The sequence below is a fragment of the Roseateles noduli genome, assembly GCF_050626985.1.
Classification (GTDB): Bacteria; Pseudomonadota; Gammaproteobacteria; order Burkholderiales; family Burkholderiaceae_C; genus Roseateles; species Roseateles noduli_A.
This window is the reverse complement of sequence record NZ_CP192463.1, coordinates 3,007,634-3,032,488: the sequence shown is the minus strand read 5'-3', so window position 1 is coordinate 3,032,488 and position 24,855 is coordinate 3,007,634. Positions and strand designations below refer to the sequence as shown.

17 protein-coding genes are annotated in these 24,855 nt (G+C 69.6%); 5 read left to right on the top strand and 12 right to left on the bottom strand.

Going from position 1 to position 24,855, the window contains the following annotated elements:
• Position 1 precedes the first annotated feature (1 nt).
• The 4 genes from ACQ4L4_RS13285 to ACQ4L4_RS13270 form a co-directional block, all read right to left on the bottom strand.
• Positions 2 to 1,411: a hypothetical protein gene (locus ACQ4L4_RS13285; RefSeq protein ID WP_431104663.1), complete on the bottom strand. Its 1,410-nt coding sequence runs from the start codon at positions 1,409 to 1,411 to the stop codon at positions 2 to 4.
• Between the two features lie 60 nt (positions 1,412 to 1,471).
• Positions 1,472 to 1,858 carry an RNA-binding S4 domain-containing protein gene (locus ACQ4L4_RS13280; RefSeq protein WP_377161813.1) on the bottom strand — a complete coding sequence of 129 codons (387 nt, stop codon included), beginning with the start codon at positions 1,856 to 1,858 and terminating at the stop codon, positions 1,472 to 1,474.
• Between the two features lie 95 nt (positions 1,859 to 1,953).
• Positions 1,954 to 3,405, bottom strand: coding sequence for a sensor histidine kinase (locus tag ACQ4L4_RS13275; protein ID WP_431104935.1), 1,452 nt, complete (start codon positions 3,403 to 3,405; stop codon positions 1,954 to 1,956).
• Between the two features lie 87 nt (positions 3,406 to 3,492).
• Positions 3,493 to 4,203, bottom strand: a complete 711-nt coding sequence (locus tag ACQ4L4_RS13270; RefSeq protein WP_377152809.1) for a response regulator transcription factor — start codon at positions 4,201 to 4,203, stop codon at positions 3,493 to 3,495.
• A gap of 162 nt (positions 4,204 to 4,365) precedes the next feature.
• Here ACQ4L4_RS13270 and ACQ4L4_RS13265 point away from each other — a divergent pair, with 162 nt between their 5' ends.
• The 3 genes from ACQ4L4_RS13265 (at position 4,366) to ACQ4L4_RS13255 (ending at position 7,593) form a co-directional block, all read left to right on the top strand.
• Entirely contained in the window at positions 4,366 to 5,334 is a 969-nt protein-coding gene (locus ACQ4L4_RS13265) for a Bug family tripartite tricarboxylate transporter substrate binding protein (RefSeq protein ID WP_377152812.1), read from the top strand.
• Positions 5,335 to 5,532: 198 nt separating this feature from the next.
• Entirely contained in the window at positions 5,533 to 6,057 is a 525-nt protein-coding gene (locus ACQ4L4_RS13260) for a tripartite tricarboxylate transporter TctB family protein (RefSeq protein ID WP_431104662.1), read from the top strand.
• Positions 6,058 to 6,075: 18 nt separating this feature from the next.
• Positions 6,076 to 7,593: a tripartite tricarboxylate transporter permease gene (locus ACQ4L4_RS13255; RefSeq protein ID WP_431104661.1), complete on the top strand. Its 1,518-nt coding sequence runs from the start codon at positions 6,076 to 6,078 to the stop codon at positions 7,591 to 7,593.
• A 129-nt stretch (positions 7,594 to 7,722) separates the two neighbouring features.
• Here the strand turns inward: ACQ4L4_RS13255 and hemH are convergent, their stop codons facing one another.
• The 8 genes from hemH to argA all read right to left on the bottom strand — a co-directional run bounded on the left by hemH (position 7,723) and on the right by argA (position 20,134).
• Entirely contained in the window at positions 7,723 to 8,823 is a 1,101-nt protein-coding gene (gene hemH, locus ACQ4L4_RS13250; protein WP_431104660.1) for a ferrochelatase, read from the bottom strand.
• A gap of 70 nt (positions 8,824 to 8,893) precedes the next feature.
• The gene (locus ACQ4L4_RS13245) at positions 8,894 to 9,832 is read right to left on the bottom strand and encodes an adenylate/guanylate cyclase domain-containing protein (protein ID WP_431104659.1); all 939 of its coding nucleotides are present in this window, start codon (positions 9,830 to 9,832) and stop codon (positions 8,894 to 8,896) included.
• Positions 9,833 to 10,221: 389 nt separating this feature from the next.
• A complete protein-coding gene (rpoD, locus tag ACQ4L4_RS13240) occupies positions 10,222 to 12,462 on the bottom strand; it encodes an RNA polymerase sigma factor RpoD (protein ID WP_377152826.1) in 2,241 nt (746 codons plus the stop codon).
• 436 nt (positions 12,463 to 12,898) lie between these two features.
• Complete coding sequence (gene dnaG / locus ACQ4L4_RS13235; protein WP_431104658.1) at positions 12,899 to 14,986, bottom strand: DNA primase; 2,088 nt, start codon at positions 14,984 to 14,986, stop codon at positions 12,899 to 12,901.
• 9 nt (positions 14,987 to 14,995) lie between these two features.
• Positions 14,996 to 17,554, bottom strand: coding sequence for a putative bifunctional diguanylate cyclase/phosphodiesterase (locus tag ACQ4L4_RS13230; protein WP_431104657.1), 2,559 nt, complete (start codon positions 17,552 to 17,554; stop codon positions 14,996 to 14,998).
• A gap of 284 nt (positions 17,555 to 17,838) precedes the next feature.
• The gene (locus tag ACQ4L4_RS13225; RefSeq protein WP_377152839.1) at positions 17,839 to 18,141 is read right to left on the bottom strand and encodes an H-NS family nucleoid-associated regulatory protein; all 303 of its coding nucleotides are present in this window, start codon (positions 18,139 to 18,141) and stop codon (positions 17,839 to 17,841) included.
• A gap of 262 nt (positions 18,142 to 18,403) precedes the next feature.
• A complete protein-coding gene (locus tag ACQ4L4_RS13220) occupies positions 18,404 to 18,676 on the bottom strand; it encodes an oxidative damage protection protein (RefSeq protein ID WP_067275250.1) in 273 nt (90 codons plus the stop codon).
• Between the two features lie 117 nt (positions 18,677 to 18,793).
• Entirely contained in the window at positions 18,794 to 20,134 is a 1,341-nt protein-coding gene (argA, locus tag ACQ4L4_RS13215; RefSeq protein ID WP_431104656.1) for an amino-acid N-acetyltransferase, read from the bottom strand.
• On the opposite strand from argA, the gene ACQ4L4_RS13210 reads away from it, so the two are divergent.
• Positions 20,133 to 20,657: a VOC family protein gene (locus ACQ4L4_RS13210; protein ID WP_431104655.1), complete on the top strand. Its 525-nt coding sequence runs from the start codon at positions 20,133 to 20,135 to the stop codon at positions 20,655 to 20,657. The two genes, argA and ACQ4L4_RS13210, sit on opposite strands and share 2 nt — an antisense overlap.
• A gap of 338 nt (positions 20,658 to 20,995) precedes the next feature.
• Positions 20,996 to 24,841, top strand: a complete 3,846-nt coding sequence (gene hrpA, locus ACQ4L4_RS13205; RefSeq protein ID WP_431104654.1) for an ATP-dependent RNA helicase HrpA — start codon at positions 20,996 to 20,998, stop codon at positions 24,839 to 24,841.
• Positions 24,842 to 24,855: the final 14 nt, after the last annotated feature.

The window sequence follows — 24,855 nt, the reverse complement described above, 5'->3', positions numbered from 1 at the left end:
CCTAGATCTGGCGAAGTGCGAGCGTCTCGATGGGCGACTCGGCGTCGGCACGCGGCTCGAGGGGCGCGAGCCGTGCCCATTCGAGTTGCGCCTGCTGCCGCTCCAGCCGGGCACGATCACGTGCGAGGACGGCCGGCAGCCCGCCGAAGTAGGGCTCGACGGCGGCCCCCACGCCGACGCCCAGCTCGATCGCCTTGCCGACGCGATGGATCCAGTTCAGCGGTTCGCGGCGGGTGGCCGCTCCCGCGAAGCTGACGAGCACGCCCAGCAGGGCCAGCAGCCAGGTCGAGACGGCGAGCAGCCGGATGCGGTCCCCGATGCCCCGGGCGAGGTTGCCCAGGCCGTTGCAGGCGCCGGTCCCGGTGAAGCGGGGCATGACCGGCGCCGTCTTCTTCACCTCGAACAGCGGCACCTGCACGAGCGGCGCCTGACCGTCGCCGGTGTGCCTGGCGTCCGGCACGAGATGGCGCTTCCTGGCCATGAGCGTGCCGGCGATCAGGCCCGTGGCCATCCCGGCCATGAAGGACACGGCGGTGGAGATGCCGATGTCCGGCAGCACGCCGACCGGCGACTGGCCCAGCGCGGCGCCCCGCACCGCGTTCAGGACGCCGAAGGCCACGACGCCGCTGCGCACGTGCGTGGTCCCGTCGATCTGTCCGGTGGCCTGCTGGACCTGCCGGACCTCCCGGCGGAGCCGGTCCACGCCCTTGTCGCCGTACGGCGCGCCGGTCTCGTCCAGCAGGTCGGCCACGTGGTCCGGGATGAGTCGCTCCGGCGCGATGGCCGCCAGCTGACGGCCGGTCAACGCCGCGGCCCGTGGCGCCAGGACGCCGCCCAAGGCCGCGAAGGCGCCGCCGACCAGCGTGGCGCCCAGCCACCGGAGGGTCACGACGGCGGAGATCTGCTGCAGGGCGAGGTCGGTGTCCTGGTCGACGTAGTTGCGGTCCTCGCCGATGCCCAGCGGCATGCGGGTGTCGAAGTGGTAGCGGATGCCGAGTTCGGCGATCGCCGCGCCGGTGCCCCGGCCCATGCCGAATCCGCAGCCGGAGGAACCGCCGATGTTGAGGGCCAGGGCGCCGATGGCCCGCAGCACCTCGGGATGGCCGGGCGACAGCGTCGCGGCGCTCTGCCGGATCTCGTCGAAGCGCGCGACGGCCTGGGACCGGCTCGTCGCCTGGGCCAGGGACTGGACCCGCCATCCGGCGTCCGCGCGGAAGAGGACCCGGGCCATCGATCGGGCATCGGGGCGTGCCACCGGAGACGCATCGATCGCGTCGGGCGTCGGCCGCGCCTCGGAGGGGTGGTCGTCGGCGACGACCTCGTCCTCCTTCGCGAGCGGAAACTCGTGAAGCGCCTGGTGCCTGGGGATGCCGATCATGTCGCCCTCGCTGCTCGCGTTGCGGCGGACCATGCGGCGCGCCGATGCCCACCGGGCGGCGCGGGGCCGCGTGGGATCGGCGGAACGGGGGCGTCAGTCCAGGCTGGCGGACCAGCGGTTCCAGTCCGCGAGGCGGCGGCGGTCCTGCTTGGTGGGGCGGCCCTGCTCGATGGCGTCGGCCGGTTCGGGCGCGAGGCGGCGCGCCTCGGCGGCGCGCTCGCGGGTCGCGATGCTGTCGGGCGTTTCCTCGTACAGCGCCTGCGCCACCGGCGCCGGACCGCGCATGGCGCTGAGCCCGGCCACCTTCACCTCGCGATCGATCTGACCCTGGCGCAGCTTCACGAGGTCGCCGACGCGCACGTCGCGCGAGGCCTTCGCCGCCTGCCCGTTGATGGTCACGCGACCCTTGCCGATCTCGTCGACCGCGAGCGAGCGGGTCTTGAAGAAGCGCGCGGCCCAGAGCCATTTGTCCAGGCGCATGCCGGCCGGGCCGGAAGCGGCCGCGGCGGCGGCGGGAGCGGCTGCGGCACCGGCGGAGCGGGAGCGGGCGTGGGAAGACATCAGCGTCGATTGTCCTATGGCGAGATCGGATCGGAGGATGGTGCCGCCGGCAACCGGACCACGGCGTCCAGGCCGGCGATGACCCCATCCCGCTCGCGGTTGTCCAGCGCCAGCGTGCCGCCGAGCGAGCCGACGATCTCCCGGCAGATGGCGAGCCCGAGCCCCGAACCCCCGCCGGCACCGGCAGCGAAGGGCTGGCCGAGCCTGGGCCTCAGCGCGGCCGCGATGCCGGGGCCGCTGTCGGCGATGCGCAGCTCGACGCCGCCGTCGGCTCCCGCGCCCCGCGTCACCCGCACTTCCAGACGTCCGCCGCGGGGGCAGTGCCGCAGCGCGTTGTGCAGCAAATTGCGCACGAGCTCCCGCAGGGCCCACGCATGACCGCGCACCGGCGCAGCGTCGGTGAAGAGCTCGAAGTCCAGTTCCGCGTCCGCGATCAGCGGCGCGAGGTCGAGCGCCACCTCGCGCACCGTCTCCGCCAGGTCGAGCCGCGGCGGATCGCCCTGCTGCCGCAGCTGCTCGACCTTGGCCAGCGCGAGCATCTGGTTGGCGAGCGCGGTGGCGCCGTCGACGGTGGCGCCGATCTCGTCGATCGCCTGCGTCAGCGGCAGATCGCCGCGCCGCGCCGATTGCACCTGCGCCTTGAGCACCGCCAGCGGCGTGCGCAGCTGGTGCGAGGTGTCGCGCACGAAACGCTGCTGGTGGGCGAACAGGCCGGCCTGCCGGTGCCAGGCCTCGTTGATGGCGACCACCAGCGGCGCGAGTTCCGCGGGCACGCCCGGCATGGGAATGGGGCTGAGGTCGTCGTCCGCGCGCGCGCCGATCGAGCGGCTCAACTCGCGCACCGGCCAGGTCGCGAAGAGCACCACGCCCCAGACCACGATCGCGATCACCGCGAGCAGCGCCGCCTGCCGCCACAGCGTGGAGACCAGCACCTGTCGCGCCAGCGTGCGGCGGATCTCCAGCGTCTCCGCGACCTGGATCGTCGCCACGCCCAGGCCCGCCTCGCCCGAGACGGGCTGCTTCAGCACCGCGACGCGCACGGCCTCGCCCTGGTAGACGTCGTCGTAGAAATCGACCAGCGCCGCGTAGGCGCCGCGATCGGGCAGCTTGCCGTGCCACGCGGGCAGGTCGTCGAAGCCCGATACCCATTCGCCCTGGAAGCCGGTGACGCGATAGAACATGCGGCTGCGGTTGTCCGCCTCGAAGGCCTCCAGCGCCGCGTAGGGGACTTCGGAGACGAGGTGCGGCGCCTCGCGCGTGCCGTGCACGTCGAGCTGCTCGCCGATGGTCTTCGCCGAGGCGAGCAGCGTGCGGTCGTAGGCCGTGTCGATGGCCTTGAGCGCGTCCTCGTAGAGCCGGTGCGCGTTGGCGGCGATCAGCAGCCCGACCGGCACCAGGATGCCCACCAGCAGCCGGCTGCGCATCGAGGAGAGCCAGCGCCGGCGCGCTTGCGTCGGCGGCTGCATCAGGGGCGGCAGCGGCGTCGGCGTCTGTGTCCGCGTCGGCGCTTCTGCCGGCGGCACCCGGTTCCGGCCTTCGGTCACCTCGGCCACTCAGTCCGGCGCCTTGAGCAGGTAGCCCAGGCCGCGCAGCGTCACCAGCCGCGCGCCGTCCGCGGGCAGCCGCTTGCGCAGCCGGTACGCGACGACCTCGACCGCGTCGGGCTGCACGTCCAGGTCGTCGGCGAAGACGATCTCCGTCAGCCGCTCCTTCGCGACCGCCTGGCCCGGTCGCGCCAGCAGCGCGCGCAGCAGCGCGGCCTCGCGCGGCGGCAGGTCCAGCGGCAGCCCGAGGTGGTAGATCGCGCCGCTGTCGGCGTCCACGCGCAGGCCGTGGAAGGCGTCGTCCTCGTGCGTGCCCATGCCGCCCGTCTGGCCGGTCTGGCCCGCCGATCCCGCCGCGCCGCGGCTGCGCCGCGCCAGCGCCCGCACGCGGGCCTCGAGTTCGTCGAGATCGAAGGGCTTGGGCAGGTAGTCGTCGGCGCCGATGTTCAGGCCCAGGATGCGATCGCCCACCGTGCCGCGCGCCGTCAGGATGATCACCGGCGTGGTGAGCTGCTCGGCGCGCGCGGCCGACAGCAGTTCCAGCCCGTCGATGTCGGGCAGCGACAGGTCCAGCAGCACGACATCCGGCGGCTGGGCGCGCCATCGCTCGAGCGCCGCGCGGCCCTCGGCGAACACCTGCACCTGGATCCCGCGGCGCTCGAACGAGCGCGCCACCGTGGTCTGCAGCGCGGCGTTGTCCTCGACGAAAAGCAGCCTCATGCCCGGCAGTGTCCGCCACGCGCCGAGGCGCCGCCGCTCAGGGTCAACCCTGAGTTTTCCGACAGCCGATTGAAAGCCACCTTGTGCAGGATTCACGCCTACAACGAACGTCGGGCGCGTGCTCTGCCCCCGATGACGAGATCTACAACAGGAGACATGAGCATGCGTCGAGACCAATTCCTGAAGTCCGCGGCCGCGTTCGCCGCGCTGGGCGCCACCGGCGCGCTGCCGCTGAGCGCGCAAGCCGCCGCGGCATTGAAGATCCTGGTGCCCGCCAACCCCGGCGGCGGCTGGGACATCACCGGCCGCGCGCTGGGCAAGGCGCTGCAGGACGCGGGCGCCGCGGGCGCGGTGACCTTCGAGAACAAGGGCGGCGCCGCCGGCGCCATCGGCCTGGCGCAGTTCGTCAACGCCGCCAAGGGCGACCCGAACGCGATGATGGTGATGGGCGCCGTGATGCTGGGCGGCCTGATCACCAGCAAGCAGCCCGTCACGCTGACGCAGGCCACGCCGATCGCGCGCCTGACCAGCGAGTACAACGTCTTCGTGCTGCCGGCCAACTCGCCGTTCAAGACGATGAAGGACGTGGTCGAGGCGCTGAAGAAGGACCCGGGCTCGGTGAAGTGGGGCGGCGGCTCGCGCGGCGCCACGGAGCACATCGCCGCGGCGATGCTGGCGCGCGAGGTCGGCGTCGACGCGACCAAGATCAACTACGTCGCCTTCCGTGGCGGCGGCGAGGCCGTGGCCGCGATCCTGGGCGGCAACGTCAGCATCGGCGGCAGCGGCTACAGCGAGTTCCAGGCCTACATCGAGAGCGGCAAGATGCGCCCGATCGCCATCACCGCGCCGCAGCGCATCAAGGGCCTGGACATCCCGACGATGAAGGAGCTCGGCTACAACGTCGAGATCGGCAACTGGCGCGGCGTGTACGGCGCGCCGGGCATCACGCCGGCGCAGCGCCAGGTGTTGATCGACCTGGTCGTGAAGGCGACCAAGTCCAAGGCGTGGGCCGAGGCGCTCGAGAAGAACGGCTGGACGCCGGCCGTGCTGACGGGCAAGGACTTCGAGGCGTTCGTCGACAACGAGTTCGCCTCGCTGCGCGCCATCATGCACAAGTCCGGAATGGTTTGACCCACCCCCTACCGGCTACGCCGGCCAACGCCAGAGGCGTTGGCGCCTCGTAGGCACCAACAGTCCTCAGGACTGTTGGTGTCCGACTCGGCCCCCCTCGAGGGGGCGAGCCCAGTCGCCTGGCGGAGCTGGTTCCACGGCTCCGCTTGGTAGAAACGGCGCGGACTGATCGACTTGATTCCGGACCGGGAGGTCTCCATGACTGATTCCACTCTGCAGGCCACACCGGGCCCGCTCTATCAAACCCTGGTCGGCGCCGCTGCGATGGTCGTCGGCGGCGTGATGGCCTTCGGCGCCGCCGCGATCCCGTCCGATGCGGGCTACTCCGGCATCGGCCCGAACGCGCTGCCCTGGTTCGTCGCCGTGGTGCTGCTGATCTGCGGCGCCTGGCTGATCTGGGAAGCGCGCAGCGGCGGCTTCCGTTCGATGGAGCCGCCGTCGGGCGCGCCCAAGGCCGATTGGCTGTCGGCGGCCTGGGTCGCCGCGGCCGTCATCGCCAATGCGTCGCTGATCACGACGATCGGTTTCGTCCTCGCCTGCACGCTGTGTTTCGTGCTGGCGGTGCGCGGCCTGCGTCGCGCCGAGGGCAAGGCCCACGGCGGCGTGCGCCAGGTCGTCATCGACGCCATCACCGGCCTGCTGATCGCAGCCCCGGTGTTCTGGCTGTTCAACAAGCTGCTCGCGCTGAACCTGCCCGCCGTCACGGCCGGCGGCTGGCTCTAACCCAACCGGAGTTCCGACATGCAAGACCTCTGGACCCACCTGATGGGCGGTTTCGCCACGGCCGCCTCCGGCGCCAACCTGATGTGGGCCTTCATCGGCTGCGCGCTCGGGACGGCGATCGGCGTGCTGCCCGGCCTCGGCCCGGCCGTGACCGTCGCGATGCTGCTGCCGATCACCGCGCAGGTCGACCCGACCGCGTCGATGATCTTCTTCGCCGGCATCTACTATGGCGCGATGTACGGCGGCTCGACGACGTCCATCCTGCTCAACACCCCGGGCGAGACCGGCACCATGGTGACCGCGCTCGAAGGCTTCAAGATGGCCCGCCACGGCCGCGCCGGCGCGGCGCTGGCCACGGCGGCGATCGGCTCGTTCTTCGCCGGCACCATCGCGACCGTGCTGGTCACGCTGTTCGCGCCGGTGCTGGCGGACTTCGCCGTCACGCTCGGCCCGCCGGAGTACTTCTGCCTGATGCTGATCGCCTTCACCACCGTCTCCGCGGTGCTGGGCCAGAGCACGCTGCGCGGCATGACGGCGCTGTTCATCGGCCTGGCCATGGGGCTGGTCGGCATGGACCAGATCACCGGCCAGATCCGCTACACCGGCGGCGTGCCCGAGTTCATGGACGGCATCGAGACCGTGCTGGTCGCGGTGGGGCTGTTCGCGGTCGGCGAGACGCTCTACGTGGCGCTCTATGAGGGCCGCAGCAACCTGACGATGAACACCATGGGCCGCGTGCACATGACGCGCCAGGAGTGGAAACGCTCGATCCCCGCGTGGATGCGCGGCACGGCGCTGGGCTTCCCGTTCGGCGTGATCCCGGCCGGCGGCACCGAGATCCCGACCTTCCTGAGCTACGCGACCGAGCGCAAGCTGTCCAAGCACAAGGAGGAGTTCGGCACCGTCGGCGCCATCGAGGGCGTGGCCGGACCGGAAGCGGCCAACAACGCGGCCGTGACCGGCACGCTGGTGCCGCTGCTGACGCTGGGCATCCCGACCTCGGTGACCGCGGCGATTCTGCTGTCGGCGCTGCAGAACTACGGCATCCAGGCGGGACCGCAGCTGTTCGAGACCTCGTCGACGCTGGTGTGGGCGCTGATCGCGTCGCTGTACATCGGCAACGTGATGCTGCTGGTGCTGAACCTGCCGATGGTGGGCCTGTGGGTGAAGCTGCTGCGCATCCCGCGCGCGCCGCTGTACGCCGGCATCCTGATCTTCGCGACGGTCGGCGTCTACGGCATGCGCCAGAGCGCCTTCGACCTCTACGTGATGCTGGCCATCGGCCTGCTGGGCGTGGTGATGCGGCGCTTCGACTTCCCGACCGCGCCGGTCGTCGTCGGCATGATCCTGGGCCCGCTCGCCGAGGCGCACCTGCGCAACGGCGTCGCGATCGGCGGCGGAAGCTGGAGCGTGTTCTTCGAACGCCCGCTGTCGGCCGGCCTGCTGGCGATCGTCGTGATCGTGCTGCTGTTGCCGCGCGTGCTGAAGTGGATGAGCGCGCGCAAGGCGCGCCAGCAGGCGGCAGCGATCGGCTGATCAACGGATCAACGCCTCGCGCAACGACGAACGACGAAGGGCCCCGATGAGGGGCCCTTCGTCATGGTGCGGGTGAGGGGGCGCGCAGCGCCGAGTCGATCGGCGCGTCGTTGTTCACCGTGTCCTTGCTCAGCGCGTCGCGCCGGCGGTCAGCGCCGCGTCGCGTTGGCGGGCGAGGGCGGCCGCCTGTGCCTCGTCGGGCACGGCGGTCGTGGGCCAGCCTTGCAGGTGCTGCTCCGCGATGGCCGCCAGCGCCCTGATGTGGCTCGGGCGGTCGTTCAGGCAGGGGATGTAGCTGAAGCGCTGCCCGCCGCTGTGCAGGAAGGCCTCGCGCGCTTCCATGTCGATCTCTTCCAGGGTCTCGATGCAGTCGGACGAGAAGCCCGGGCAGATCAGGTCGACGGACTTCAGCCCGCGTCCTGCCAGCTCGCGCAGCGTGGGTTCGGTGTAGGGCTCCAGCCAGCGCGCCTTGCCGAAGCGGCTCTGGAAGGTCACCTTGTACTGCGCGTCGGACAGCCCCAGCGCCTCGGCCAGCAGCCGGCCGGTCTTCAGGCATTCGCAGTGGTACGGGTCGCCCAGCGCCAGCGTGCGCGCGGGCATGCCGTGGAAGCTCATCACGAGCAGCTCGCCGCGGCCCTCGGTCTTCCAGTGGGCGCGCACGCTCTCGGCGAGCGCGGCGATGTAGCGCTTGTCGTCGTGGTACCGGTTGACGAAGCGGAACTCCGGCACGTGCCGATGCGCCAGCGACCAGCGCGCCACGTCGTCGATGACGCTGGCGGTCGTCGCGCCCGAGTACTGCGGATACGCCGGCAGCACCAGCACGCGGGTGGCGCCGTCGGCGCGCAGCGCGTCGAGCTGCGACGCGATCGACGGGTTGCCGTAGCGCATCGCGTGCAGCACCTTGACGCGATGGCCCAACTCGCCGAGCTGGCCCTGCAGCAGCTTGGCCTGCTTCGTCGTCCAGACCATCAGCGGCGAGCCGTCCTTCATCCAGATGCTGGCGTACTTCTTCGCCGATTTCGCCGGGCGTGTCCGCAGGATCACGCCGTGCAGGATCGGCCACCATGCGGCCTTGGGGATCTCGATGACGCGCGGGTCGGACAGGAACTGCGCCAGGTAGCGGCGCGTGGCCTCGGGCGTCGGCGCGTCGGGCGTGCCGAGGTTGACCAGCAGCACGCCGATCGTCGGCGCGCGCCCGTGGGTGTGATCGGGTTCGGGACGGAAGCTCATCCGGCGTGGGGCGGAAGACCGCGAAGAAGAGGGAACGAGGGGAGGGCGACGTGCCTGCGACGCGGACAGTTCAGAGTCCGCGGCGCAGCAGCGCCGGCGAGGCGGCTTCGGCCAGGTGCAGCACTTCGAAACGCACGGTCGGGGCCTGCGACTCCGAGGCCGCGCCGCCGAGGCCGATCGCGCCCGCGCCGTGCAGCGTGCACGACCCGCGACGCAGGCTCAGCGTCTGGCCGCCGGCGCCGAAGCGCACGAAGGTGCCGTTGTAGCTGAGGTCGGTCAGGCTGAAGCTGCTGCCCTGCCAGTCGATGCGCGCATGCGATCTGCTGACGCGGACGTCGGTGATGCAGTAGGTCGCCTGCGTGCTGCGGCCCAGCACGATGGGCATCTGCTCGATGTCGAAGACGCGGTCCAGGTCTTGCCAGACCAGCCGGATGCCTTCCGGCGCGACGCTGCGGGCGATCTCGCCGAACTGCGTGGCGCCCGGATCGCCGGTGCCCTGGTCCAGCACGTAGATGTGGACCGGTTCGGCGCGGCCGCGCACGCTGATGTGGTCCAGGCTGCGGAAGCGGGACTTCTGCGCGCTGGTCAGGCCGTTGACGACCTCGGCCGTCACGACGGTCTCGCCGTCGCCCGCGTGGTCGAGCAGCCGCGCCGCGACGTTGACCGCGTCGCCGAAGCAGTCGCCGTGGATCTCGACGACCTCGCCGCGCGCCAGCGCGATCTGCAGGTGGGTGTGGCGCAGGCGCTCGCTGCGCGCCGACGATTTCAGCAGCAGCTCCTGCATCCGCATGGCTGCCTTGATGCCGTCGCGCGGATTGTCGAAGGCGGCCATCAGGCCGTCGCCCAGCGTCTTGATGATGTTGCCGCGGTTCTCTTCGACCGCCTGGCCGGTCAGGGCGACCGTCTGCGTCACCAGCCCCGAGGCTTCCGCATTCCCCAGTGTCTCGAACAGCGCCGTGCTGCCGCGCAAGTCGGCAAACAGGACGGTGCGCTCGCGGATCTGGGTCATCGGCCTGGGAAGGGGCTAAGGTGTGATGGAAGTCTCAGTGTAGCCGCGCCACCTTGGGCGTCACGTGGAGATAAGCCCTCGCCTTGGGGGCCTGTCGGCCCCTGTACGACACCTCCCCCCAACAGGCGGGCGAATGCCGTACGCGGCCCCCGAGCGGTGGATCCCGAAGGGGATGCGAGGGCGGCCCGGGCAGCGGCGGCCACAAAGAAAAAACCGGCCAGCGTCCGAGGACGTGGCCGGCTTCTTCGGCAAATCCGGTACCCATCGCTGGGCGCCGGATCTGAGGCTGGATCAGAGCTTGTCCAGGTACGTGCGCAGCTTGTGGCTTCGCCGCTCGCTGCATGCCGACTGCGTCGTCATCCGCCTGCGGCGGGCACGCCCTTGGTCAATCAAAGATTGTCCAGGTAGGTGCGCAGCTTGTCGCTCCGCGACGGGTGCTTCAGCTTGCGGATCGCCTTGGCTTCGATCTGGCGGATGCGCTCGCGGGTGACGTCGAACTGCTTGCCGACTTCCTCCAACGTGTGGTCCGTGCTCATCTCGATGCCGAAGCGCATGCGCAGCACCTTGGCCTCGCGAGGGGTCAGGCTGTCGAGGATGTCCTTCACCACCTCGCGCAGGCCGGCCTGCATGGCCGCCTCGATCGGCGCGGTGTTGTTGGTGTCCTCGATGAAGTCGCCCAGGTGGCTGTCGTCGTCGTCCCCGATCGGCGTTTCCATGGAGATCGGCTCCTTGGCGATCTTCATGATCTTGCGGATCTTGTCCTCCGGCATCTCCATCTTCTCGGCCAGCGTCGGCGCGTCCGGCTCGAAACCGAACTCCTGCAGATGCTGACGCGAGATCCGGTTCATCTTGTTGATCGTCTCGATCATGTGAACCGGGATGCGGATGGTGCGGGCCTGGTCCGCGATCGAGCGGGTGATGGCCTGACGGATCCACCACGTCGCGTAGGTCGAGAACTTGTAGCCGCGGCGGTACTCGAACTTGTCGACCGCCTTCATCAGACCGATGTTGCCTTCCTGGATCAGGTCCAGGAACTGCAGGCCGCGGTTGGTGTACTTCTTGGCGATCGAGATGACCAGGCGCAGGTTGGCCTCGATCATTTCCTTCTTCGCGTCGCGCGAGGCTTTCTCGCCCTCGTTCATCCGCTTGTTGATGCCCTTGAGGTCGTCCAGCGGCACCACGGCCTTGCCCTGGATGTCGATCAGCTTCTGCTGCAGCTCCTGGATCGCGGGCAGGTTGCGCGACATGATGTTCGCGTACGGCTTGCCCGAGGCCACTTCCTTCTCCGCCCACTGCAGGTTCAGCACGTTGGGCGGGAAGGTCTTGATGAAGTGTTCCTGCGGCATGCCGCACTTGTCCACGACGATCTTGCGGATCTCGCGTTCGAAGCGGCGCACGTCGTCCACCTGCGAGCGCAGGATGTCGCACAGCTTCTCGATGGTCTTGACCGTGAAGCGGATCGTCATCAGCTCCTGGCTGATCGCGGACTGGGCCTTGTTGTAGTTGGCCGACTTGTAGCCGTCCTTCTCGAAGGCCTTGCGCATCTTGTCGAAGTTGGTCGCGAGCGAATCCAGCTTCACCAGCGCCGCGTTCTTCAGCTCTTCCAGCTTCTTGGTCAGGGCCTTGGAGCCGCCGGCGCCGTCGTCGTCGTCCTCTTCGTCGAACTCGTCGAAGTCTTCTTCCGCGACGTAGTCGTCCGCCTCGTCATCGGAGACGAAACCGTCCACCGATTCCGAGATCTGCATCTCGCCGGCGCGGATCTTGGCGGCGATGGCCAGGATCTCGGCGATGGTCGTCGGGGAGGCCGAGATGGCCAGCATCATGGCCTGCAGGCCGCCTTCGATGCGCTTGGCGATCTCGATCTCGCCCTCGCGGGTCAGCAGCTCGACGGTGCCCATCTCGCGCATGTACATGCGCACCGGGTCGGTCGTGCGGCCGAACTCGGAGTCGACAGTCGACAGCGCGGCCTCGGCCGCTTCTTCCGCTTCCTCTTCGGTGGCGGTCGGCGAGGTCGAGCCCTGGATCAGCAGCGTGGCGGCGTCGGGCGCCTGCTCGTACACGGCGATGCCCATGTCGTTGAGCATCGACACGATCGCCTCGAGGATTTCCTCGTTGATCAGCTTCTCGGGCAGGTGGTCGTTGATTTCCTGATGCGTCAGGAAACCGCGCGTCTTGCCCATCTTGATGAGGGTCTTCAGCTCCTGGCGGCGCTTGGCGACTTCCTCTTCGGTCAGCGCGGTCTCGTCCAGGCCGAACTCGCGCATCAGCGCGCGCTCCTTGGCGCGGCTGACCTTCATGCGCAGCGGCTTGGCCTTGGGCTTGTCCTCGCCGACTTCCTCGACCTCGACAGCCTCGACGGTCTCGACTTCCGCGTCGGCGTCGCCTTCGGTCTCGCCGTCGGCGTCGACGTCGGCGAAGTCCTCTTCCTCCACTTCGACCTTGGCCTTGGCGGCCGGCTTCTTCGACTCGGTCTCGGCCTTGGGCTTGCGACCGCGCTTGGGCTTCGCGTCGTCGTCGGACGCCGCAGCGGTGGCGGCTTTGGTGGTCTTCGCGGCGGCCTTGGCGGCCGGCTTCTTGACTTCTTCGGTTTCTGCGGCGGCGGCCTTGGACGCGGTCTTTTTGGCGGTCATGCAGTTCCTCGGTGGCTCAGGGGCCAGTAGGTGAATGCGGGGAAATCGCAGTGGGTGCAGGCAATGCAAACAGCCACCTGCCCCGCTGGCGCCCGCAAACTCCCGACTCCTGCGGGCTATGCGGCGCGAGCGAGCCAGGCGGCTCGAACTCAGGCCTCGAGTGACAGATCGGGGCAAACCGACTGCCATTCAAGGCTTTGCGCGTGAAGGTTAGCGTGAACCTTTGTTGTTGCAGCCCAGGCGGTGTAAGTTGGCCACTTTGTGTATGAACCCAGGGTCAGTGGGGGGCCGGGGACCGGTTGGCGCTGCGGTCACTCTTGACGCGCGAAAACCATAGATTATCTGCGAATTTTCCCATTCGGTCAAAAAGCGCGTTCCGGCCGATGTTCTGCCGGACGTTCCGGCGGACGCGCCGGCACACGTTCCGGCAGCGTATTCAGGCGGCTTCCAGCTCGCGGATCTGCCGCAGCAAGGCCTGGAACCGGGTCATGTCCGGTTGCGGGCTGCGCGCGATGCGATCGGCCTCCGCACGGAGCTTGCCGACCCACAGCTTGCGCATCACGACGCGGAACTCGACCTCCACATGCTCATCGGGCGGCGGTGCGCTCAGCGGGCCGCCGCTGACGCGCTGGGCGAGGTCCATCAGGTCGGCCTCCTGCAGGGCGACCTGCAGCACCGCCCACGGCGCCGGGCCGTTGTCGACCAGCGAACGTTCGAGCCAGGCAATCAACTGGCCGTGTTCGCCGGGAAGCTCGTGCAGCAACTGCAGGTCCTGCTCGCCGATCTGCTGCCAGAGTTCGCCGTGCAGCAGCAGCATCCGGACCGCCAGGTTCATCGGCGCCGGCGGCAGTTCCAACGGCATGCCGATGGTCGGATCCTGGTCGCGCTTGCGCCAGTCGACCTTGCCCCAGTTGCCCTTGCCGCCCTTGCCCTTGAACTCGCCCTTGGGCACCCACTTGCGTTCTGCCTGGCCCTGACCCTGGGCCTGAGGGGCGGGCGCGGCACCCGCGCCCGCGCCGTACGCGTCCGGCGGGATGTGAATGTCGTCCGCGCCGGCATGGGCGGCGTCATCACCGTAGGCGGACGCGGGGATGTCGAAGTACGGCTCGTCGTGGGGGCCGTCGGCAGCGGGGGAGGCGGTTCGCGGGGCCGCCTTCGGAGGGGCGGCGGGCCGTTCCGCGCGTGGACGCGAGCCGGGGGCGGCCGGCGGTTGCGCGTTCGCCCACAGCGCCTGCAGCTCGGCATCCGGCAACTGCGCGCGGCGGGCGAGTTCGCCCAGCAGCTGCCGCTTCAGCAGCCCGTCCGGCAGCGCGGCCCACAGCGGCTTGGCGACGCTCAGCATCTTCGCGCGACCTTCCGGCGTGCCCAGATCGCAGCCGTCGGCGGCGGTCTCCATCAACTGGCGCGACAGCGGCACGGCGCCTTCGACGCAGCGTTCGAACGCGTCGGCGCCGAGCTCGCGCACATACGAATCGGGGTCGTGCTCGGTCGGCAGGAACAGGAACTTGATCGTGCGCGTCTCGTTGGCGTGGGGCAGGGCGGCCTCGAGCGCGCGCCCGGCCGCGCGGCGCCCGGCGGCGTCGCCGTCGAAGCTGAACACCACCGACTCGGTGAAGCGGAACAGCTTCTGCACGTGCTCCGCCGTGCAGGCCGTGCCCAGCGTCGCGACCGCGTTGCCGAAGCCGTGCTGCGCCAGCGCCACGACGTCCATGTAGCCCTCGACCACCAGCGCGTAGCCGCGCCGGCGCATCGCAGGGCGGGCCTCGTAGAGGCCGTAGAGCTCGCGCCCCTTGTGGAAGACCGGCGTCTCCGGCGAGTTCAGGTACTTGGGCTCGCCCTTGTCCAGCACGCGGCCGCCGAAACCGATGACCTCGCCGAGCACATTGCGGATGGGGAACATCACGCGGTCGCGGAAGCGGTCGTAGCGGCGCTGTTCGGCCTCGCTCTTGCCGGGGTCGTCCTGCAGGATGACCATGCCGGTCTCGACCAGCAGCGGATCGTCATAGGACGGGAAGGCGTTGGCCAGCGAGCGCCAGCCGTCGGGCGCATACCCCAGCCCGAACTGCAGCGCGATCTGGCCGGTCAGGCCGCGGCCCTTGAGGTACTCGATCGCGCGCGGGTTGGCCTTGAGCTGCTGGCGGTAGTGCTGGCCGGCCTTGGCGAGGACCTCGGTGAGCGTCGCCTGACGCTGCTTCTGCGCCTTCTCGCGCTCGCGCTCCTGCGGGCTGCGGTCGTCCTCGGGCACCTGCATGCCGGCCTGCTGCGCGAGGTCGCGCACCGCGTCGATGAAGCCGATGCCCAGGTGCTCCATCAGGAAGCCGACGGCGTTGCCGTGCTGGCCGCAGCCGAAGCAGTGGTAGGTCTGGCGGGACGGGCTGACCGTGAAGCTCGGCGACTTCTCGCCGTGGAACGGACACAGCCCCTTGTGGTTGATGCCGGCCTTCTTGAGGTCGACATGGCGGCCCACGATGTCGACGATGTCGACGCGGGCCAGGAGGTCCTGAATAAAGCCGGGCGGGATCACCGCGGGATTTTAAGTGATCGCCTGGACGGGCACTTCCCGGGGCGGCAGGGGCGTGCGGCGTCGCGCCCAGGCGAGCAGCGCCTGCGGCGGCAGCGGCTCGCACAGGCCGCTGCCCTGGCCGACGCCGCAGCCCAGCGCGATCAGCGCCTGCGCGTGCGCCGCCGACTCGACGCCCTCGGCCACCAGCTCGCAGCCGAATTGCCCGGCCAGTGCGATCACGCCCTGCACCAGCGCGCGGTCCTGCGGGTCGACGAGCATGGTCTGCACGAAGGAGCGATCGATCTTGAGCTGGTCCAGCGGCAGCTGCTTGAGCACCGACAGCGTCGCGTAGCCGGTGCCGAAGTCGTCCATCGCCAGGCGCAGGCCGAGGCGTTTGCAGTCGGTCAGCAGGCGGCGCGCGTGGGCGACGTCGTCGAGCGCGCTGGACTCGAGCAGCTCCAGCACCAGCCGGTGCGGCGGCACGTCGGGATGGCGCGCCAGCAGCGCCTCCAGACGCGGCACGAAGGCCGGGGCCGCCAGGTGGCGCGGGCTGATGTTGACGCTGAGCTCCAGGTCCAGCCCCTCGGCGCGCCAGAGCCGGTTCTGCTCCAGCGCCTGCTCCAGCACCCAATGGCCGAGCTGCGCGGCCATGCCGCTGTGCTCGACGGTCGGCAGGAAGGCGGCGGGCGCCAGCAGCCCGCGCTGCGGATGGCGCCAGCGCAGCAGCGCCTCGGCGCCGAGCAGCGCACCGCTGAGCAGGTCCAGCTTCGGCTGGTAGTACAGGCACAGTTCGCCGGCCTCCAGCGCCTGCTGCACGCGCAGCGCGGCCTGGGCTTGCGCCTCGCGGCTGCGGCGCTTCTCGACGTCGAAGAATTGCACGCCGTCCCGGCCGCTGCGCTTGACGCGATACAGCGCGTGCGCGGCGTGACGCATCAGCGTCTCGGCCTCGCCGCCGTCCTGCGGGTACAGCGTCGCGCCGACGCTGGCGCTCAGGCGCAGTGCGCCGCCGGGCGCGTCCTCGGTGTCCTCGGCGCCGGCATCGTGGCCGTCGATGTCCCCGCTGTCCGGGCCTGGACTCGAGCCCGCGCCCGCGCTGCCGGCAAGGCCCTCGCCGCTCTCGTGGTCCGGATCGATGGGGCGGCGCAGCACCTGCACGAGCCGGTCCAGCGCCTGCTGGGCTTCCTCGAGGCTCTGCACGCGCAGCAGCAGGCCGAATTCATCGCCGCCGAGCCGGGCGACCTCGTCCGACCACTGCGGCGCCTGGCGCAGCGCGAGCGTCAGGCGCCGGGCGAGTTCCCGCATCGCCTGGTCCGCGCGGACGATGCCGTGCCGCCGGTTGAAGGCGGCGAAGCCGTCCAGGTCCACGCGCGCCACGCACAGCATGAACCCCGGTCCGACCTGGCGGCTGGTGTGGAGCGCGGCCTGCAGCCGGCGCTGGAATTCCTGCTCGTTCGGCAGTCCGGTCAGCAGGTCGAAGCGGCCCAGCCGCTCCAGCGCCTGCTGCCGCTGCAGTTCCTGCGTCAGGTCGCTCAGCGCCAGCACGCGGTAGCGGGGCGGGCCGTCGGGCTCGGGGATCGAGGACACGGTCAGCCGCAGCGTGCGGGGCTGGCCGCCCGCGGCGCGGACCTTGACCAGGCCGTGCCAATGGCCGGCGGGATCGGCCAGCGCCTCGGCGATCGCGTCGGGATCGTGGCCGGCCCGGCGCAGTTGCGCCTCGTCCAGCGGCAGCGCCGGCTGACCGAGCATCCGTCGGCGCAGCGCCTCGGCGGTGTCCGGCGTCTGGCCGTCGTTCTCGAGGACCAGGCCCGCGGGCGGCTCCAGCAGCGCGGACATCAGCGTCCAGTAGGCCGGGTTGGCGTCGAGCAGCCGGTGCTCGAGGTCGGTGATCGCGAGGCCTTCGTGCAGGTGTTGGAACAGCCCGCTGCTCATCCGCTGGCGCTCCTCGGCGGTACGGCGCCACTGGATGTCCTGCAGGCTGGCCAGCACCTGGCGGGCGCGGCCGCGGGGATCGCGGCGCGCGACGCGCAGCCGCAGTTCGTGCCAGACCCAGCCGCCGTCCTCGTCGGGCAGGCGCAGCGCGTGGTGCAGCGTGTCGTGCAGGGTGTCGGGCTGGTGCGCCGTCGGGTCCTGGTCGTCGGTGTTGCGCGGCCCGGCCGTCTGTCCGCCCTGCAGCAACGCGGGCAGGCGTTCCTCGAGCTTCATCCGGTCGACGGCGTGCACCTGCGTCAGCCAGGCCAGCGGATCGGCGGGATCGAGCGGCCCCAGCCGCGTCTGCCAGCCGGGCGACATCGCGACCGATTCGCCGGGGATCCATTGCGCCAGGGACAGGCCGGCCTCGTCGATCTTGGTGCGCCATTCGCGGCGCTCATCGAGCGCGCGCTGCCGCAGGGTGCGAGCGTGCAGGACCGCGCCCAGGCCGAGCAGCGGCAGCAGCCACCAGGCGACCGTGCGCCAGGTCGGCCACAGCGCGCCGGCGACCAGCAGCAGGGCCGTGGCGGCCACCAGCAGCACGGACGGCGCCACCGCGGGCAGGCGTCGAGGCAGGGCGGGCGGGGCCCAGCCGGCGGTGGCGGACAGCTCGGACTTCAAGATGGCGGCGGGGTAGGAGGGGAAAGAGCGGGCCCGCGCGGGGCGCGGGTGGGACCGGCAGGCATGCTAGCCCTGCGCTGACGCCGACCGGTCAGCGCTATCCCTGCCGGGGGTGGCGCTCCCCCCCGGAATGAGGGTGCCGCGCCGGACGTGGCAACGAAAGGTGGCCGCCGGAAAGCAGCAGCCGGAAAGCAGCAGCCGGAAAGCAGCAGCCGGAAAGCAGAAAGCCACCCGAAGGTGGCTTTCATGGTGTCGGAAGGCGCGTCGCCCTCGGAACCTGGCGCTCAGATCACGAAATCTTCCAGCTTGGCGCCGCCGGAAATGGCGGCCTTCAGCCATTTCGGTTGCAGGCCGCGGCCGCTCCAGGTTTCGCCGGTGGCTTGATTACGATACTTCGCGGCCACCTTGGAGGACTTCGGCGTGCCGGTCTTGGCGGCGCGCGCGGTCAGGTCGGCGACCGTCAGGCCGTATTCCTGCATCAGCGACTTGACTTTGCCGATCGCGTCGGACCGTTCGCGGTCCTGGGTTTCCGCGATTTGCTGTTCGAGGGCGGCCCGCTGGGCCAGGAGGTCTTTGAGCGATGCCATTTATGCAATTCCTCGCGTAGTTCAACGGCTCCCTCGAAAGGGAATGCCGCATTATAGGCAGGGAATCGAGTATCACCGCAAGGGGGTAAATTCCCGGGCCGGCGTTGAAACGGCACGCTGAAACGGCATTTCCTTGAGTTTCCAGCGGATCAACTGTCAGGAAACGTGTCTCGCCTGACACGAGTTGACGATGGCGCCCGCCTGGATCGGTGGGGCGGGAATGCCCCGGAATCGGACCCCGCCGCGCACCGCGATGGGGAAATCACTCCGTCGGCGGGACATATCCGGCGGGCTGTTCCGCGCCGTCGCCGAAGAAGAACTGTTCCATCTGCCGCGCGAGGTATTGGCGCGCGCGCTGGTCGGCCAGATTCAGGCGGTTTTCGTTGACCAGCATGGTCTGGTGCTTCATCCATGCGGCCCAGGCTTCCTTGGACACGTTCTCATAGATGCGCTTGCCGAGTTCGCCGGGATAGATGGGAAAGTCCATGCCCTCGGCTTCCTTCTTCAGATAAACGCATTGGACGGTGCGGGCCATATCAAACCTCGATGCTCAAAAAGTGTGGGGGAGTGCGGCAGCCGGCCGACGCTGGGCCGCTGCCGCGGGATCGATCCCGGATGACGGGATGCTGGGGAAGGGTGAGGGGATCGCGGGTCAGGCGAGTTTCTTGACGAGGACCTGCGAACGCCGGTCCCAGTTGTATTTGCGCTTGCGTTCCTCGGGCAGCCAGTTCGGGTCGACCGGCTGGAATCCGCGCTTGATGAACCAGTGCATGGTGCGCGTGGTCAGCACGAAGACGCTGGTCAGGCCCATGGCCTTGGCGCGCTGCTCGATGCGCTTGAGGATGCGCTCGCCGTCGCCCTGGCCCTGCACGGCGCTGGACACGGTCAGTGCCGCCATTTCGGCGGTGCGCGCTTCCTGATAGGGATGCAGCGCGGCGCAGCCGAATATCACGCCGTCGTGCTCGATGACGGTATAGGTCTCGATGTCGCGTTCGATTTCGCTGCGTTCGCGTTTGACCAGCGTGCCGTCGCGCTCGAACGGTTCGATCAGCGCGATCAGGCTGCCGATATCGTCGTGCGTCGCCTCGCGCAGGCTTTCGAGTTTTTCATCGACGACCATCGTGCCGATGCCGTCGTGGGTATAGACCTCCTGCAGGATCGCGCCGTCGACGACGAAAGGCAGGATGTGCGAGCGTTCGACGCCCGATTCGCAGGCCTTCACGCAGTACTTCAGATAGAAACCGACGTCGGTCGGCTGCGTCGGCGGCGGGAGTTTGGCGATCAGCCGTTTCGCGTCGGCCAGCGCCAGTTCCGTGTCGATCGCGCTTTCCGGGTCCTCGGGGTTTTCGCGCACGCCCTCGACCTCGGTCATGAACAGCAGCTTGTCGGCCTGCAGCGCGATCGCGGTTTCGGTCGCGACGTCTTCCATCATCAGATTGAAGGCGTCGCCGGTGGGCGAGAAACCGAACGGCGACATCAGCACGATGGCGCCGATATCGATGGCGCGCTGGATCGCGGCGGCATCCACGCGGCGCACGATGCCGGAGTGCTTGAAATCGACGCCGTCGACGATGCCGACCGGCCGCGCGGTCAGGAAATTGCCCGACACCACGCGCACCGTGGAATTGGCCATCGGCGTGTTGGGCAGGCCCTGGGAAAAGGCCGCTTCGATTTCGAATCGCAATTGACCGGCGGCTTCCTGGGCGCTGTCCAGCGCAATGCCGTCCGTGATGCGCATCCCGTGGCTGTATTGCGGCTGATGGCCCTTGAGGGCGAGCTGTTCGTTGACCTGCGGGCGGAAACCGTGGACCAGCACGATCTTGATGCCCATCGCATGCATGATGGCCAGGTCCTGGACGAAGCTGTTGAGCTTGCCCGCGGCGATCATTTCCCCGGTCATGCCGACGACGAAGGTTTCTCCGCGATACGCATGGATATAAGGGGCCACCGCGCGAAACCACGGCACGAAGGTATGGGGGAAGACCAGGCTCATGGGCGCGGATTGTGCAACAGGCTGTCCCCGCAACGCGGCGGCAAGGTCACTTGCGGGACGCTGTGCGGGAGCGGAGCATGGCGCCTCCGCAACACCCCCCGGAGCGAGACATGGAAGTCTTCAAGACACATGGTGCCTTCAGCTGGTCGGAATTGATGACGACCGACACGAAGAAGGCGTCCGAGTTCTACGGCAAGCTGTTCGGCTGGACGATCGAGGTGATGCCGATGCCGGGCGGTCCGGCGGATGCGCCGCCGTACCACGTGATCAAGGCGCGCGGGGCGGACGACGCCATCGGCGGCCTGATGGCCTGCCCGCAGCAGGGCATGCCGCCCGCCTGGGGATCTACGTCACGGTGGACAACGTCGACGAGACGGTGGCCCAGGCCAAGGCGATGGGCGGCAAGGTGCTCATGGAGATCATGGAAGTGCCCACCGTCGGCCGCATGGCGACGCTGCAGGATCCGCAGGGCGCGGTGATCAACGTGATCACCTATGCCGAGATGCCTGACGAAAAGAAATGAGGCTTCAGCACTGCCACCGCCGCTGGCCCTCACCCCTCCCTCTCCCGCAAGCGGGAGAGGGGGCAAGAGGAGCAGTGCCGGACTCCCTCTCCCGCTTGCGGGAGAGGGCAGGGGTGAGGGCCAGGGGCCTGTGACCGGATCCCTCTAGTGAAGCGCGAGATAATCCGCGCCCCGTGAGTCAAGATCCCAACGCCCCCGCCCCGCGTCCCCCTCGGCCTCCCCGCCCGCCGCGTCCACCGCGCCAGGCCGGTCCTCGCCGCCCCCCGGCGCCCGCCACCCCGATCCCGCCGATCGAGTTCCCCGAATCGCTGCCGGTCTCCGGCCGTCGCGAGGAGATCATGCGGGCGATGGCCGAGCACCAGGTGGTGATCGTCTGCGGCGAGACCGGTTCCGGCAAGACGACGCAGTTGCCCAAGATCGCGCTGGCCATGGGCCGGGGCCGCGGCAACGGCGGCGGGCTGATCGGCCACACGCAGCCGCGCCGCATTGCCGCGTCCAGCGTCGCCAAGCGCATCGCCGAGGAGCTCAAGTCGCCGCTGGGCGACGTCGTCGGCTACAAGGTCCGCTTCCAGGACCGGCTGCAGCCGGGCGCCTCGGTCAAGCTGATGACGGACGGCATCCTGCTGGCCGAGACCCAGACCGATCCGCTGCTCAGCGCCTACGACACGCTGATCATCGACGAGGCGCACGAACGCAGCCTCAACATCGATTTCCTGCTCGGCTACCTGCGCGAGATCCTGCCGCGCCGGCCCGACCTGAAGGTCGTGGTGACCTCGGCGACCATCGACGCGGACCGCTTCGCGCAGCACTTCGCCTCGGCGAAGGGACCGGCGCCGGTGTTGATGGTGTCGGGACGGCTGTTCCCCGTCGAGCAGCGCTATCGCCCCTTCGAGGAATCGCGCGAGTACGACGTCAACGACGCCATCTGCGACGCGGTCGACGAACTCTGGCGCGACGGCCGCGGCGACGTGCTGGTCTTCCTGCCCGGCGAGCGCGAGATCCGCGAGGCCGCCGAGGCGTTGCGCAAGCACCATCCGCCCGGCGTCGAGGTGCTGCCGCTGTTCGCGCGCCTGTCCGAGCAGGAGCAGAACCGCGTCTTCCAGCCGCACGGCCAGCCGCGCATCGTGCTGGCGACCAACGTCGCCGAGACCTCGCTGACGGTGCCCGGCATCCGCTACGTGATCGACCCCGGCCTGGCGCGCGTCAAGCGCTACAGCTACCGCAACAAGGTCGAGCAGCTTCAGATCGAGAACATCAGCCAGGCGGCGGCCAACCAGCGCGCGGGCCGCTGCGGCCGCGTCAGCAACGGCACCTGCATCCGCCTGTACGACGAGAAGGACTACCTCTCCCGTCCGCGTTTCACCGACCCGGAGATCCTGCGCAGCTCGCTCGCGGGCGTGATCCTGCGGATGAAGGCGCTGCACCTGGGGCAGGTCGAGGACTTCCCCTTCATCGAACCGCCGCCACGCAAGGCGGTCGCCGACGGCTACCAGCTGCTCAACGAGCTGGGCGCCGTCGACGAGCGCAACGAGCTCACGCCGATGGGCCACGAGCTGTCCAAGCTGCCGCTGGATCCGCGCGTCGGCCGCATGATCCTGGAGGCCCGCCAGCGCGACGCGCTGAGCGAGGTGCTGATCATCGCCAGCGCGCTGTCCGGTCAGGACGTGCGCGACCGGCCGATGGAGCAGCAACAGCAGGCCGACGAGAAGCACAAGAAGTTCGACGACGAGAAGTCGGAGTTCATGGGCTACCTGAAGCTGTGGAAGTGGCTTGGAGAGTCCCGCGGAGGCGAGGGCGAACACAAGCTCTCCAACCGCAAGCAGGAACAGCTGCTGCGCGACAACTTCGTCAACCCGCGCCGCGTGCGCGAGTGGCGCGACATCTATTCGCAGCTGCACACGGTGATCGCCGAGCACGGCTGGCGCCTGAACGGCGCCCCGGCGACCTATGAGCAGGTCCACCTGTCGATGCTGGCCGGCCTGCTGGGCAACATCGGCGTCAAGGCCGATGACGACGACTGGTACCTGGGCGCGCGCGGCATCAAGTTCTGGCGCCATCCGGGCGCGCACCTGAGCAAGAAGCCGGGGCGCTGGATCGTCGCGGCGGAGCTGGTGGACACGACGCGGCTGTTCGGCCGCGGCATCGCGGCGATCGAGCCGCAGTGGCTGCCCGGCATCGCCGGCCACCTGATCAAGACCCAGCTGCTGGAGCCGCATTGGGAGAAGAAGGCGGCCGAGGTCGTGGCGCTTGAACGCGCGACGCTCTACGGCATCGTGCTCTACAACAACAAGCGCGTGAACTTCGGCCGCGTCGACGCCGTCGCCGCGCGCGAGATCTTCATCCGCGAGGCGCTGGTCAACGGGGACTGGGAGACGCGGCTGCCCTTCCTGGCCCACAACCAGAAGCAGATCGCCAAGGTCGAGGAGCTCGAACACAAGTCGCGCCGCCAGGACGTGCTGGTCGACGACGAACTGATCTACGCCTTCTACGACCAGCAGCTGCCGGCGGACGTGTACTCCGGCGTGACGCTGGAGAAGTGGTTCCGCGAATCGAGCAAGGCCAACCCGCGCCTGCTGCAGCTCAGCCGCGACGAGCTGATGCGGCACGAGGCCGCCGGCGTGACGAGCAATGCCTTCCCGAAGACGATCCGCCTGGGCGGCGTCGACTGCAGCGCGACCTACCTGCACCAGCCCGGCGACGCGCGCGACGGACTGACCGTCACCGTGCCGATCTACGCGCTCAACCAGGTCAGCGACGAGCGCGTCGACTGGCTCGTGCCCGGCATGCTCGAGGCCAAGGTGACGGCGCTGCTCAAGAGCCTGCACCAGAAGCCGCGCAACCGGCTGACGCCGCTGCCCGAGTTCGTCGCCGAGTTCGTCGAGCTGAATCCGTTCGCGCAGGGCGGCCTGGTCGACGTGCTGCTCAAGGCGGTCAAGGAGCGATCGCAAGTCGCCGTGCAGCGCAACGACTTCAAGCTGGAGCAGTTGCCCGCGCATCTGTTCATGAACATCCGCGTCGTCGACGAGCACGGGCGGCAACTCGGCCAGGGCCGCAACCTGGCGACGCTGAAGGCAGAGCTCGGCACCCAAGCGCGCTCCGCCTTCCAGGCCCTCGCCGCGCTCAAGCTCCACGGTTCGGGAGACTCGTCCAAGCAGCAAGACTCGGAAGAGTCCCTGGAGCGCCGAGGCGCTGACGACTCCCTCTCCCGCTCGCGGGAGAGGGCAGGGGTGAGGGCTGCGGTCGACGGAGGACGGCCGACGTCAAGCGACGGCCAGTCCTCCCGCGGCATCAAGGCGACGGTGATCCCACCGACCAAACCCGCGACCGACGCCGCCAAGACCTACACGTCCTGGACCTTCGGCGAACTCCCCGAGCTCATGGAGATCAAGCGCGGCCCGCAGACGCTGATCGGTTTTCCGGCGCTGATCGACAAGGGTCAGCACGTCGAGATCGAAGTCTTCGACGAGCCCGAGATCGCCGCCGCGAAGCACCGCGCCGGCCTGCGCCGCCTGGTCGCGCTGCAGCTGAAGGAACCGCTGAAGTACCTCGAGAAGAACATCCCCGACCTGACCCAGATGTCGGTCGCCTACATGAGCCTGGGCACGGCCGAGGAGCTGCGCGACCAGATCATCGCGGTCGCGCTGGAGCGCGCCTTCCTGTCCGACCCGCTGCCGGTCGACGAGTTCACGTTCAAGGCCCGCCTCGAGGAAGGCCGCGCCCGCCTCAACCTGATCGCGCAGGAGGTGGCCCGCCTCGCCTTCAACGTGCTGATCGAGTACCAGGCCGCGCTGCGCAAGCTCAAGGACGCACGCACGGCGCCCAAGGACGTGGTCGAGGACCTGCAGGCGCAGTTGCAGCGGCTGATGCCCAAGCGCTTCGTGCTGCAGACGCCGTGGAGCCAGCTGCAGCACTTCCCGCGCTACCTGAAGGCGATCACGCTGCGGCTGGACAAGCTGCGCGCGGACGCGGCGCGCGACGCGAAGCTGCTTTCGGAGCTGCGCCCGCTGGAGCAGCGCTGGTCGCGCCGCCTGGCGGAACTCAGGGGCACGACCGACGCGCGGGTGGAGGATTTCCGCTGGCAGCTCGAGGAATTGCGGGTCAGCCTGTTCGCGCAGGAACTGAGGACACCGCAGCCCGTCAGCGTCAAGCGCCTGGAAAAGGTGTGGGCGCAGTTACAGAACTGAGCGGAGAATCCCCC